Source organism: Mucilaginibacter sp. PAMB04168 (genome assembly GCF_039634365.2).
In the GTDB taxonomy this organism is placed as follows: Bacteria; Bacteroidota; Bacteroidia; order Sphingobacteriales; family Sphingobacteriaceae; genus Mucilaginibacter.
On the sequence record NZ_CP155079.2, the window covers coordinates 5,003,458 to 5,017,234 of the forward strand.

General features: G+C 43.9%; 11 protein-coding genes. 7 read left to right on the forward strand and 4 right to left on the reverse strand.

Features of this window, described 5'->3' with window-relative positions:
• Positions 1 to 124: 124 nt before the first annotated feature.
• Positions 125 to 1,645: a serine hydrolase gene (locus ABDD94_RS21005; RefSeq protein ID WP_345953878.1), complete on the reverse strand. Its 1,521-nt coding sequence runs from the start codon at positions 1,643 to 1,645 to the stop codon at positions 125 to 127.
• A gap of 101 nt (positions 1,646 to 1,746) precedes the next feature.
• Here ABDD94_RS21005 and ABDD94_RS21010 point away from each other — a divergent pair, with 101 nt between their 5' ends.
• The gene (locus ABDD94_RS21010; RefSeq protein ID WP_345953879.1) at positions 1,747 to 3,927 is read left to right on the forward strand and encodes a DPP IV N-terminal domain-containing protein; all 2,181 of its coding nucleotides are present in this window, start codon (positions 1,747 to 1,749) and stop codon (positions 3,925 to 3,927) included.
• Positions 3,928 to 3,983: 56 nt separating this feature from the next.
• On the forward strand, positions 3,984 to 5,279 hold the full coding sequence (locus ABDD94_RS21015) for a kelch repeat-containing protein (RefSeq protein ID WP_345953880.1): 1,296 nt from the start codon (positions 3,984 to 3,986) through the stop codon (positions 5,277 to 5,279).
• A gap of 267 nt (positions 5,280 to 5,546) precedes the next feature.
• Here the strand turns inward: ABDD94_RS21015 and ssb are convergent, their stop codons facing one another.
• Both ssb and mutY read right to left on the reverse strand, forming a co-directional pair.
• Positions 5,547 to 5,969, reverse strand: a complete 423-nt coding sequence (ssb, locus tag ABDD94_RS21020) for a single-stranded DNA-binding protein (RefSeq protein WP_345950136.1) — start codon at positions 5,967 to 5,969, stop codon at positions 5,547 to 5,549.
• 7 nt (positions 5,970 to 5,976) lie between these two features.
• Complete coding sequence (mutY, locus tag ABDD94_RS21025; protein WP_345953881.1) at positions 5,977 to 7,044, reverse strand: A/G-specific adenine glycosylase; 1,068 nt, start codon at positions 7,042 to 7,044, stop codon at positions 5,977 to 5,979.
• A gap of 177 nt (positions 7,045 to 7,221) precedes the next feature.
• Between mutY and ABDD94_RS21030 the strand changes: the two genes are divergently transcribed.
• The 5 genes from ABDD94_RS21030 to radA all read left to right on the forward strand — a co-directional run bounded on the left by ABDD94_RS21030 (position 7,222) and on the right by radA (position 11,807).
• Positions 7,222 to 7,524 carry an HU family DNA-binding protein gene (locus ABDD94_RS21030; RefSeq protein ID WP_345950134.1) on the forward strand — a complete coding sequence of 101 codons (303 nt, stop codon included), beginning with the start codon at positions 7,222 to 7,224 and terminating at the stop codon, positions 7,522 to 7,524.
• Positions 7,525 to 7,527: 3 nt separating this feature from the next.
• Entirely contained in the window at positions 7,528 to 8,409 is an 882-nt protein-coding gene (locus tag ABDD94_RS21035) for a hypothetical protein (protein ID WP_345953882.1), read from the forward strand.
• Positions 8,410 to 8,433: 24 nt separating this feature from the next.
• The gene (locus ABDD94_RS21040; RefSeq protein WP_008506795.1) at positions 8,434 to 8,523 is read left to right on the forward strand and encodes a hypothetical protein; all 90 of its coding nucleotides are present in this window, start codon (positions 8,434 to 8,436) and stop codon (positions 8,521 to 8,523) included.
• A 124-nt stretch (positions 8,524 to 8,647) separates the two neighbouring features.
• Positions 8,648 to 10,198, forward strand: coding sequence for an Rne/Rng family ribonuclease (locus ABDD94_RS21045; protein WP_345953883.1), 1,551 nt, complete (start codon positions 8,648 to 8,650; stop codon positions 10,196 to 10,198).
• A 166-nt stretch (positions 10,199 to 10,364) separates the two neighbouring features.
• Entirely contained in the window at positions 10,365 to 11,807 is a 1,443-nt protein-coding gene (gene radA / locus ABDD94_RS21050) for a DNA repair protein RadA (protein WP_345953884.1), read from the forward strand.
• 535 nt (positions 11,808 to 12,342) lie between these two features.
• On the opposite strand, the gene ABDD94_RS21055 is transcribed toward radA, so the two are convergent.
• Entirely contained in the window at positions 12,343 to 13,692 is a 1,350-nt protein-coding gene (locus tag ABDD94_RS21055; RefSeq protein WP_345953885.1) for an NHL repeat-containing protein, read from the reverse strand.
• Positions 13,693 to 13,777: the final 85 nt, after the last annotated feature.

The following is a 13,777-nucleotide window of genomic DNA, read 5'->3' on the forward strand; positions in this document are numbered from 1 at the left end:
AGAGAGGCTTCTTTACTTATAATATCGGATCTAGATGTAAGTTTAAAACTTCTGACAAAGTAGTAGCTTAATAAAATACCTGTTTTAAACTGTTACAGGTGTTTTCAAAGGTTAAAGATTCACGCTACTTCCGCTTAAAATCATAAGCACCAAACTCAATAAAGTTGGCTACTTTAACCTGTACACTTACTACCCGGTTGTTTTGCACCAAAAATGGAAAAACGGCCCGGCCAAATACCGGATCGGAAAATGTGGCGTAAAAGCGATTCCCACCCAGCGACTGTAGGCGGGCATACATTTTAGGGTGATGCTCAAAGCGCACTTCAAGATCGTTCGCTTCGCCTTTAGCAATGGTGATACTACCATAAAGATCATTGCTGTATTTGCCGGTGTAGTTATTCAGATCTAAAGCCGGGCGCAAATTAAGCGCGGTGCTGTCGCGCAGGGCCTTTTCACGTGCAAGGTCGCGCTGCTGGTTACCCTTAACCACAGTTAAGGCCGCATCGCTGTTGTTACGGAAAGGCAGCTTAAGGTAAGCGTCAATAACATCAAAGTTCAGGGTTTCAATCAGATTATTCTGGTCGGTATTGGTTAGTATAACTATACCCAGATTTTGATCGGGTACCAGCGTAACCGATGATACAAATCCATTTACACCGCCCGTATGCATTATTATGCGGTGGCCTTTGTAGCCTTGTAAAAACCAGCCCAAACCATAGGCACTAAAGGTACCGTCGGGCTCGCCGCCTACCAGCATTTGCGGCTGTTGGGTTGCGCGTAAAGCAGCAGCCGGCATTACGTCTTTTGCCCCTACTTTGCCGTTAGCCAGCAAAGCCAGCACCCATTTACACATATCGTTAGCCGAAGAGCTCATGCTACCGGCTGGCGCCAGATTATCAATTTGAGGGTACGGTATAGCGGCCAGCCTTCCGTCAACCAGCGTATGTGCGGCCGATTTATTGAACGAAGTGGCCAGATCCTTGGAGAGGGTAAGCGTACTGGTCATGCCTAGCGGAGCCAGTAAGGTTTCTTTGATGTAATTTTCCCATGGCTTGCCTGTTACTTTTTCCATCACCTCGCCGGCAGTTAAAAAAGCGGCGTTAGTATACCCCCAACGGCTTCTGAACGGGTACATGGCTTTAATATGGCTCATTCTTTCTACCACATCTTTACGGGTCAGGTTACTGGTCCAATATGTAAAGTCGCCCTGAAAAGTACCAAACCCAATACGATGGCATAGCAAATCGCGCAGCGTTACCATATCGGTGGCCGCCTTATTTTCCAGTTTAAAATCGGGCAGGTATTTGGTTACCTTATCATCAAGCGAAAGCTTGTTTTGCGTTTGCAGCATGGCCATGGCTGTTGCTGTAAAAGCCTTGGTGTTACTGCCAATCATAAACAAGGTATTCTCGTCAACCTTGGTGGCCAAGCCTAATTCTTTAATACCATAACCTTTTCTGAGTATAATACGCCCATCTTTTACAATACAAACCGCAGCACCGGGCACACGCCAGTTGGTGAGCGAACGGTTAATATAATTATCCAGACTATCGGTAATAAAACGGCTACGGTTAGCATTTTGCGCAGTAGCGGTAAAATGTAATTGAAGCACACAGAGCAGAAGTATTAGGTAGTATTTTTTCATGGATGCAGAATCCGGTATAACGGTTAAAAATATTAATTTAACGCAATTTTTGTAGCCTCATTATATAGATGGCTAAGGTAATTAAAACTCTTATTTTTGTTATGAACATTAAATTTTACCACCTGGTTTTAACTGTTTTGTTTACAGGCGCTATTGTACTGATGCAAAGCCAGGTACAAGCCCAGGAACTGCAATGGGCCGCCGATGGTTACCATTTTTACCGCACGATTGATGGCGAGATTGCTGAACTGGATATCCGCAATCCATCTGGTAAAAATATTATAGTAAGCAAAGCAGCACTTACACCAGCAGGCCAACCAGCCATTCAGGTAAGGCGGTTCTATTTTTCTGATGACCGGCAAAAGGTGCTTATTAACACCAATACACGCCGTGTATGGCGCCAGGATACTCGGGGTGATTACTGGATATATAATACTAACACTAAAACACTTAGTCAGTTAGGTAAAGGGCATCCGGCATCATCGCTCATGTTTGCCAAAATATCGCCCGATGGTACCAAAGCCGCTTATGTAAGTGAGCATAACATCTATGTAGAAGACCTGGCTAATGGCAACATTAAACCTTTAACCAACGATGGCACCAAACGCTTAATTAACGGCACATTCGACTGGGCTTATGAGGAAGAGTTTGATTGCCGCGACGGTTTCCGGTGGTCGCCCGATAGCCGCAATATTGCTTATTGGCAAATCGATGCCACCAAAATCCGCAATTACTTAATGCTGAACACTACCGATTCGGCCTACTCCTTTAACGTACCTGTAGAGTACCCTGTAGCCGGAACTGATCCCAGCTCCTGCAAAATTAAAGTAGTTAATGTAACTGATGGTAAAACAACCAACATCAATGTACCTGGTGATGCTGTGCAGCACTATATTCCGCGTATGGAATGGGCAGTCAATGGCAATGAGCTGATTTTGCAACAACTGAACCGCGCACAAAACCAGAGTAAAATTTTCATTTGCAATATTTCCAGCAATGCATCAAGAGTAATATACCAGGAAACCGACAAAGCCTGGATTGATGCCAAGGATGCATCTGTAGGCTGGGACTGGATTGAAAAAGGAAAAAAGTTTATTTGGCTGAGCGAAAAAGACGGCTGGCGCCATGCTTACAGTATTGACCGCTTTGGACAGGAAAAGTTGCTTACTAAAGGCAACTATGATGTGGTAGGTTTAGACTTAATTGACGAAACAAACGGCTATATTTACTTTACGGCCTCGCCCAATAACGCTACACAACGCTATCTATACCGCGTAAAACTGAATGGCGGCGCACCACAGCGTATATCACCGGCTAACCAGCCCGGCACGCACCGTTATGACATTGCCCCTAATGGATTGGTTGCCATTCATTCTTTCAATAACAGTTATACTCCACCAGTTACAGAGACGGTAAGCTTGCCGGCTCACAAGCCCTTAAACGGTGCGCCTACAACTATTAATGTAGATCTAACAGCAACTAAAGCCAGGCCAGAGTTTTTTACCGTTACCACAGCCGATGGTGTAAGCATGGATGGCTGGATGATGAAACCCACCAACTTCGACCCGTCTAAAAAGTATCCTATTGTATTTTATGTATACGGCGAACCAGCCTCACAAACCGCAGCCGACGTATATGGTGCGGGCCGCAACCGCGAGTATGCAGGTGATATGGCTGCCGATGGCTACATTTATGTATCAATGGACAATCGCGGTTCGCCGGTGCCAAAGGGCCGTGAGTGGCGCAAGGCTATTTACCGCAACATTGGTATTCTTAACGTGCGCGACCAGGCTATGGCGGCTAAAGAGCTATTTAAGCACAATGCTTTCATTGATACCTCTCGCGTGGCCGTGTGGGGCTGGAGCGGCGGTGGTTCATCAACCCTGAACTTGATGTTCCAATACCCAGAAATTTACAAAACCGGCATTGCCGTGGCCGCAGTTGGCAACCAGTTATCTTACGACAATATTTACCAGGAGCGTTACATGGGTGTGCCAACCAATGAGGAAGGCCGGTCTTACTTCATTAAAGGATCACCCATTACTTACGCTAAAAACTTGCGTGGCAATTTACTTTACGTACATGGCACCGGCGATGACAATGTGCACTACAGCAATGCCGAGCAACTTATAAATGAGTTAGTGAAATACAACAAGCAATTCCAGCTAATGTCGTACCCTAACCGTTCGCACGGTATATACGAAGGTGAAGGGACGGGCCAGCACCTGCGCACGCTGTATACCAAATTTTTGAGAGAACACTGCGCGCCTGGAGGAAGGTAAATATAAGTGATTAAATATGGCGCAATTGCGCCATATTAACTTAACGCAAGAGAAGAATGTACCAATTAATCTTATTTCTGTCTATTTTAATTAGTGCCACAATACCGGACGTTAACAAAACGCAACATCATACTCCATTCATTACGGCTCAAGGCATTATTATAAGCGTTCAAGACAAGCAAGGGCATGCAATCCCGAATGCTACCTTAGTTAATAAAACACAGAATTACACCTTGTTATTTAACGACAAGGGAATACTACAAATCACAAGCAGGCCATTCAACGCCGAGGATGAGATTTTGATAAGCTGTGTGGGGTATAAAACTAAACGTACTACGGGGAAAGAAATGATAACCGCCAAACAACACGTTGTTGTTTTGGAAGAGGAGGCTGTGGAATTAAAAGAAGTAGTTATTAAAGCCCAGCACGAAGAACTCCTTTTCAAAAATGTGCGAAGCCTTCCTTTTCCGTTATACTATCATTCGTGTGTTGCTGATAGCACCTATGCGTATGTAATTGGCGGAATGTCGGGGTATAAAACCTGCACACAGGCACTCAAGTATGATCCTAAAAGCAACAACTGGTCAGTACTGGCACACAATTTAAAACCCATTGTTCAAAGTACAGCTACTTATATCCCTCAAACAGGTAAAATATACAGAATTGGCGGCCTTACATCAATTGTTAACTTTACTTATTTTGATAAAGTAGAAACCATTGATGTTAATACCGGCCAAACCGAGATACTGAATGTAAAGAACCCAATGCCTTCTGCTTATGGAGGGGCGGCTGTTTGGAAAAACAAAATTTACATTTTTGGTGGCGGCATTGATCAAAATTACACCTCTTACATGAAAGCAACCAAAGCTTTCTATGAGTTTGATCCGTTGACAGAAAAATTTACCCGACTGCCTGATATGCCCGAACCTTTACAGGCCACAGGAGCCATAGTAAATGGTGTTCTTTATGTCTTTGGTGGCTTTGATGCCAGCCGGTCTAACACCGGCAAAAACATTTATGCTTATAATATTGAAAGTAAACAATGGAGCCTGATTGGTAAGTTGCCTAAAGCAGTGTCGGCAAACGGTATCGCTGTTTACAATAACCTCATCTTCATCACCGGTGGCTACACCAATCAAGAGCTTACAGGCTTTTTGAATACTACTACTGGTAAATTCACACTGATCAAATCAAATTTTTCAGACAGGGCACATTTAGGCAGTGTGGTGCTTTATGATCATTTAATGGTTATAGGCGGCTCTAACGCTGTTCAGCGGCAAACTTCGCAACAGAACGGATTGCAGCTGGTACAAGTTGCAGACCTTAAGGATATATGGGCTAAAGAACAGTAGTGCGCAGGATACTGTTGGTCTTTTGCAGGGCAAAGCTTTAACCTCATACAGGAATCTAATGCTGCTTATTTTCAAGTTAATAATATGAGAAGGCAAGGTATATCTACCATAAGGTTTATTACTGCCGCTCGACGTGATAAGGCGATTGGAAAATAAAAAGTTTCTAAAAGCCTCCCGCCCCAGTGCGTTAGTGTCCTTAAACGACAAAGCCCTCCGGTTTACACCGTGAGGGCTTATTCATTATATTCAAGTTTGTAATTGGGCTAGTTAAAAAGGCAGATCGTCGGCCTCTGTAGTGCGGTCGTAATCGCTATCGGCTTCTCCACTTCTCACAATCTGTCTGCCCTCGTTTTCAAAATCGCTTTTGCGACCTAAAACGGTAAAGTTTTCGGCAACAACTTCGGTAGTGTATTTCTTAATACCGGTCTTGTCCTCAAAAGAGCGAGTTCTGAGCTTGCCTTCAATGTATACCAGTTTACCTTTTTGCAGGTACTTGGCGGCCACATCGGCCAGTCCGCGCCACATTACAATATTGTGCCACTCAGTTTGTTCAATTTTACGGCCGTCTTTGTTAAAGCTTTCTGAAGTGGCCAGCGGGAAACTTGCTACAGATACACCTCCTTCCAGGTGTCTTATTTCGGGGTCTTTGCCTAAGTGTCCTACTAAAATTACTTTATTTATTCCAGACATGTTTTAGTTAAAAAAAGAGAGAATTATTTTCAAATTTAAAAAAATTACTTAGAAATATAAAAATAACTTTTGGTAAAGCTAATTTTCCCCAATCTTCTGTATTTATATATGCCCAGCTTGCTTTATGTTCAACCGGCGTATTCTTTAATCTGATAAAACGAATGGTAAGCCGCTGATGCGTTAATACAAATTTCTGTAATCCAAAAACCTCATCAATTTGCGCATCCTGGCCAAAGTACTGCATTGTTTCTGGCAGCAGCAGTATGTCCTGTACTGATAGTAACTCTTTGGTTTCAATAAGCGGCAAGTCATACAAACCGGTCCATATGTCGCCGTCAGTACGCTTGTTCATTAAAATTTTGCCTTCATTAAATATTAAAAAATAGTTAAAAAACCGTTCCTTAATTTTAACTGTTTTAAGTTTTACTGGTAGTTGCGTAGTAGCGTTGGTTTTAAAAGCCTTACAACCCAAACGTACAGGGCAAATGCCGCATGCTGGGTTTTTAGGCTTACATAACATAGCGCCAAATTCCATCATGGCCTGGTTGTGCAAACCAGGTTCATCTCTATTTAATACTTCATCGGCCAGCTTTTTAAATATCTTTTTTCCATTGGTGCTGTTTATGGGTTCGTTAATGCCAAAATACCGGGCCAGTACCCTAAAAACATTACCGTCGAGCACAGCATGAGCCTCGTTAGCCGCAAAAGAAGAGATTGCAGCGGCGGTATAATCCCCTATTCCTTTTAGCTTAATTAACTCATTATATGCAGACGGAAACTTGCCATGGTATTGCTGCTGTATCAACCGTGCAGTTTTAAGCATGTTACGCCCTCGTGAATAGTACCCTAACCCTTGCCACAACTTTAAAATTTCATCCTCACTGGCATTTGCAAAATCTTCAATTGTTGCATAGCGCTCTAAAAAACGGTTAAAATAAGGTAAACCCTGCTCTACACGCGTTTGCTGCAAAATAATTTCCGAAAGCCAAATCACGTACGGATCATGCGTGTGGCGCCAGGGCAAATCGCGTTTATTTTGATGGTACCACTGCACCAGTTCATCAGCAAAATTCATGTAGTTCAAATTTACAAAATCAACCGCTGTTAACCGCAACATGCAAGTAATGTTTGCAGCTTAAAGGATCCCATTGTAAAAAAACGTACATTTATTTCACAGTTTCCAATTAAAGCCATACTTTTGCAACCCCAAAACAGTTAAGTATTTACATAAAATTATTAATAAAAAACAGATATGACTAAGGCGGAAATAATAGCTGAAATATCAACTAAAACAGGGATTGAGAAAGTTGACGTTCAGGAGACTGTTGAGGCGTTTTTTAAGGTAGTTAAGACATCGATGGTAAGCGGCGAAAACGTATATGTTAGAGGCTTTGGTAGCTTTGTGGTAAAAAAGAGAGCTAAAAAAACTGCTCGTAACATATCAAAAAACACTGCAATTATAATACCTGAGCACTTTGTACCCAGCTTTAAGCCAGCCAAAACTTTTGTTGAAAAAGTAAGAACAGGTAACAAAACCAAATCAACCAAAGCTTAATATATGAACAAGAAACAAATAGTTGCAGTAGTGGCCGTTGTGGTGGTTATGGGCTATTTGTATTCGCAGCCCGTTAAAGGGTTAATTAAGCCAAAAGAGGAGCGCACTGCTCCAAGCCAGCAGGCGGAGGCTCCGGCCAATGCCAATGTTGATGTAAACACAGTATCCGGACCGGCTAAAACTGCCATTGGGGCCGATTTAGCCGGCAAGATCATATCATTGGAAGAGATGCTTAAAAAAGCATCTTCGCCTGCCGAAAGACAAAAGCTGCAACAAGAACTGGCCCAGCAATGGGATGGCGTTAATCAGGCAGCTCCTGCAGCGTTCTACTATCTGGAATTAGCAAAATCTAAAAATGATTATGAGAACTGGTTAACTGCAGGCCAGCGCTTTAATGATGCTTATAAGTTTACACAAGATACCACCGTACAATCTACGTTTGTTGCGAACGCCATATTTGCCTTTAAAAAAGCTATGGCTGTAAAAGCTGAAAGCCTGGATGCTAAAACCGGTTTGGGTATAGCTTATGTTAACCAAACCAGCTTGGGTATAACTGATGCTGAAGGAGGCTCACCCATGCAGGGCATTATGTTGCTGCGTGAGGTGGTTACCGCCGATCCGCAAAACTGGAACGCTAATTTAAGCTTAGGCCAGTTTGCTATGAAATCCGGCCAGTTTCAAAAAGCGGTTGACCGGTTTAAAGCTATGATTGCGCAGGATACTAAACGGTCGAAGGTGGAGCCTTACTTTTACCTGGCCGAGAGTTACAAGCAGCTGGGCATGAAAACCGAAGCTATTGAAGCTTACCAAAAATGTAAGGAACTAATGGCCGACCCAACCATGGGGCAAACCATTGATAACTATATTAACGAATTAAAAAATTAAATAACCCTTTAAAAAATTAGTATTATGCCAAGCGGTAAGAAACGTAAAAGACATAAAATGGCTACCCACAAACGCAAAAAGCGTTTAAGAAAAAACAGACATAAAAAGAAATAAGCCGTAGTTACGGTGTGTTTGCCTGCGGTTACTTTAGGTAGTGGCAGGCAAATTTTTTTATTTTTGTTTTTTATCCTCATATTGTACGCGGCACTTCGCCGCTTTTGAAGAAATGGAGTAGCAGTTGATAAAAGAATTAATTATCGATTCATCCCCTAGCGGGGCAACTATTGCCCTGTTACAGGATAAACAACTCGTCGAACTTCATAAAGAGCAAATTTCCAATAATTATACCGTTGGGGATATTTACCTGGGCCGTGTTAAAAAAATTATGCCCGGGCTTAATGCTGCTTTTATTGATGTAGGCTACGAGAAGGATGCGTTTTTGCACTACCTGGATCTTGGTCCGCAAGTGCAAAGCCTGCTCAAATTAACCAAACAGGTACGTGGGGGTAGTTACCAAACCAAATTGCTGGATGATTTAAAGCTGGAAGCTGACATCAACAAATCGGGTAAGATATCTGAAGTGTTGACCAAGAACCAGTTAATACCGGTGCAAATTGCTAAAGAGCCTATCTCAACAAAAGGCCCGAGGCTGAGCTCCGATCTATCTATTGCCGGCCGCTATGTAGTATTGGTGCCGTTCTCTGAAACCATCTCTATCTCTAAAAAGATAAAGAGTAATACAGAGCGCACGCGCCTGCGCAAAATTGTGGAAGGTATTAAACCGGCAAATTTTGGTGTAATTATCCGTACGGTATCAGAAGGTAAGGGGGTAACCGAAATGCAAAAGGACCTGCTTGATCTGATATCCAAGTGGGAATCTTTCATGACGAGGTTACCGGCAACTGATCCTTCAAAAAAGGTATTAGGTGAAATTGACCGTACATCGACCCTACTGAGGGATATATTAAACGCTGATTTTCAGCACATTCATGTAAACGAACCTTCCATATTCGAAGAAATCCGTTCATATGTACATGATATATCGCCTGATTTGGAAAACATCGTTCGCCTGCATAAGCACCGCGATCCGATATTTGAGCATTATGGAATTGAGAAGCAGATTAAATCTGCATTCGGGAAAACCGTAAATCTGGCTGGTGGTGCCTACCTGGTTATTGAGCACACTGAAGCCTTGCACGTAATTGACGTAAATAGCGGCAACAGAACGGCAAACAAAGAAAACCAGGAAGATAATGCCTTTCAGGTAAACAAAGAGGCTGCCCGCGAGATTGCACGCCAGCTGCGTTTGCGCGATATGGGTGGTATTGTGGTAGTCGATTTTATTGACATGCACAAGCCCAACAACCGCAAAGAGCTGTTTGACTATCTGCGCGACGAGATGGCACATGACCGGGCCAAGCACACTATTTTGCCACCGAGTAAGTTTGGTTTAGTGCAAATAACCCGTCAGCGGGTGCGGCCGGAGATGAACATTGTGACCAACGAGGTTTGCCCAACCTGCCACGGCACCGGGGCCATCAGGCCAACTATTTTGTTGCTGGATGATATTGAAAACAATTTCAATTACATCCTGGTAGAACAGAATGAGAAAAGCATTACGCTTTGTGTACACCCGTACATTGAAGCTTATATTAAGAAAGGCCTCATAAGCCGACAAATGAAATGGTACTTTAAATACGGCCAGTGGATTAAAGTAAAAGCAAACTCGTCATACCAAATTACCGAGTTTCACTTTATGAACGCTAAGGACGAAGAAATTAAACTATAATTTCTGAATTCGGATCTTAGATTCCGGATTTACATTAAATAAAGCAGGTTCCGCGAACGGGTGGACCTGCTTTGTTTGTTTTACACCAACCTAACTAAATATATTAGCATTTTCGTATCTTTACCTTAAATCCAAAGTCAAACACCTGACTTTCGAACTCCAATAAATGGCTAAAACAAAATCAGCATATTTTTGCCAGAGCTGTGGCTATGAATCGCCTAAGTGGCTGGGTAAGTGCCCTTCATGCAACCAATGGAATACGTTTGTAGAAGAAGTGGTAGAAAAACCACACGCAGCGGCATCTAACTGGAAAAGCAGCAATAGTGCTCCTGGTTCGGGCTCAACTTCATTGCAGCGTGCCAACAAGGCGGTGTCGGTAAGCAACATCAGCTTCAATGAAGAGCATCGCATACTTGCGCCCGATAAAGAATTGAACCGTGTATTGGGCGGCGGTATTGTGGCTGGCTCGCTTATACTAATTGGCGGCGAACCCGGCATTGGCAAATCGACACTCATGCTGCAACTGGCTTTAAGCATGCCTGCAGCCAAGGTGCTTTATGTATCGGGCGAAGAAAGTGACCGTCAGATTAAAATGCGGGCTGAAAGAATAACACCACCCCAGCAATATAAGGCTGCAGAAGCAGGCATGGGCTGTTTTATCCTCACTGAAACCTCAACACAGAATATATTCAAACAGATTGAGCAGCTACAGCCCGACCTGGTAATTGTAGACTCCATCCAAACACTATACTCGGCGCATATCGAATCTACGGCAGGTAGCGTGTCACAGGTTCGGGAGTGTACAGCGGAGCTGCTTCGCTTTGCTAAGGAGAGCTCTACGCCCGTATTCCTGATTGGACATATTACCAAGGACGGCATGATTGCAGGGCCTAAAATACTGGAACATATGGTAGATACCGTATTGCAGTTTGAAGGCGACAGACACCACGTTTACCGCATCCTGCGGTCTATAAAGAACCGTTTTGGGTCGGCGTCCGAGCTGGGTATTTACGAAATGCTTGGAGCTGGTTTGCGCGAGGTGTCTAACCCGTCGGAAATCTTACTATCACAGCGGGATGAAGCTTTAAGCGGCATAACCATCAGCGCTACATTAGAGGGCTTGCGGCCCATGTTGATTGAAACGCAGGCACTGGTGAGCACTTCGGCTTACGGAACACCTCAACGTTCGGCTACAGGCTTTGATACGAGACGGATGAACATGCTGTTAGCCGTGCTGGAGAAACGCTGTGGCTTCAGGCTGGGCACTAAAGACGTTTTCCTGAACATTACGGGCGGCATACGGGTTGAGGACCCCGCTATTGACCTTGGCCTGGCTGCGGCTATTATCTCCTCGCACGAGGATATGCCCATTTCATCCAAAACCTGCTTTGCAGGCGAGTTAGGTCTATCGGGCGAAATAAGGGCCGTTAACCGTATCGAGCAGCGTATTGCCGAAGCCCAAAAGCTTGGCTTTGAGCAAATTTTTATTTCCAAGTACAATTTACCCTCAGGTAAAAAAGACAAGAATCAGTTGGATCTGTCGCACTACAAAATTGAGATCAAAGCGGTAAGCCGGATAGAGGAAGTGTTCGGCCTGTTGTTTGGATAATTGCGAGGTTTCGGGGTTGGATAAAAATCAGGGCGCTACATTGTTTTGCTAAACTTGCAAGTGTCGCGTCATGAAACACATTCTTTGCCTCGATGGATGCCATCTCGAATAGTAGATCTGTACCGAACCCGAAAGGCTTTCTCCTTATGAGATTCTCTTTATCACTGGAAAAAATGCGCTGTATTTTACACAAGAGAATTGGCTATGGCAAAATCAATAGCCAATTTTCCATTCACAACTATCGCGAGCGGTCTTGTTCTATTGGCATTTAAGCACATCAAAAAAAGATTTCGCTCATATGCCCGAAATTATCAGGAAGGCACTGTTGCTATATAAAAGTAGCCCGGCAATGCCGGGCTACTTTTATATAGGATTGTTGTCTCAAACCGAAGTTAAATATCCTGTTCATCGTGCAGAATATAATGCTTGTCAGGTTCAATCAAGATTTTGCTTACGCTCGAAATAACCGGACTGGCTTATAAAAATGCTTTTAAAACTGTACTTGCCCTGCGTTTTTCATCAGCCATATATCTTCTTATTGTATAACTACCTTACGGATGCGATGGTTATTATAGTCGGCTACGTAAAGGGTTTTATTGGCACCTACGGCTATACCCGCAGGACCGGCAAATAAAGCCGTTGCTTTGCTGCCATCTAAAAAGCCTGATGTTTCTGTTTTACCGGCCAAGGTATATAAAACGTTCTGGCTGCTGATTAACATGACACGGCCGCTTTGGTCGGTTATATAAATATTATTTTGTGCATCAACGGCTATACCCGTCGGTACGTTTAATAAAGCAGTTGTTATGCTGTTACCTATCAGCGTACTTACTACGCCGGCTGAGGTTACTTTGCGAATAGCATAGTTATTCTGGTCGGTTACATACAAGTTGCCGGTTGCATCCAGCGCTACGCCTGCCGGGCGGTTAAATACGGCTGTTGTACCATCGCCATTGGTAAAGCCGTTAGCCCCGGTGCCCGCTAATGTACTTACTACGCCGGCTGAGGTGATTTTACGAATGCGGTTATTGTTACGATCGGCTACGTAAACATTGCCAACACCATCAACCGCTATACCCTGCGGCGAATTAAAGGTAGCAGCGCTCCCTGTTCCGTTTGATGCGCCTACCGTACCGTTGCCAGCCAGTACAGTTACTGTACCAGCCTGCGTTATTTTGTAAATAGCATTGTTACCTTGGTCGGCTACGTAAACATTGCCGGAGCCGTCAACAGCGATGCCCTGAGGGCTATAAAACTGCGCTTCTGTAGTTGCATTTCCACCCGAAAAGCCCAGTGTGCCCTTACCTGCAAAAGTACTTACTATGCCTGCCGGCGTGATCTTGCGGATCAGGTGATTAAAGGAGTCGGTTACGTATACGTTGCCTTGTGCATCCACCGCAGTACCTTGCGGACTATTAAACGAAGCATTTATAGCAGCGCCGTTTGTCAATCCAGGCGTACCGTTGCCAGCCAGCGTGGTTACATTAACCGTAGTATCGGCAGTACCGGTACTGGTTTTAAACGTTACCAAATTGCCATAGCCGGTACCCGCGTCATTTTGTACGTATGAACGCAGATAGTAGGTAGTATTGGGTGTTAAACCAGTTAAGGCACTTTTGAATACTGCTTTACCACCATCACTGGTTTTAGAGTCAGAAATGGTAGGGTTTTGATTGCTCGCGCTCCAGCAAACACCTGATGCAGTTATGCTAATTGCACTTCCCATATTGGTAACCGCACCTCCGCTTAGCGCAGTAGATGATGTAAGGTAAGCAATTACCGGTGTAGTTTCGGCTGTTGGCGCTACTATGGCGGTTTCCTGGCTATCCTTATGGCAGCTTGCGGCCACCAAAGCCAGGCCAAGCAAACCGGCATAAGCTTTCATTTTAAATAGTAGAGATTGTTTCAACATCATCATCGTTTATATCGTCAATATTTAAATTTAATAGTGCTTTTACCCGTACGGTGGC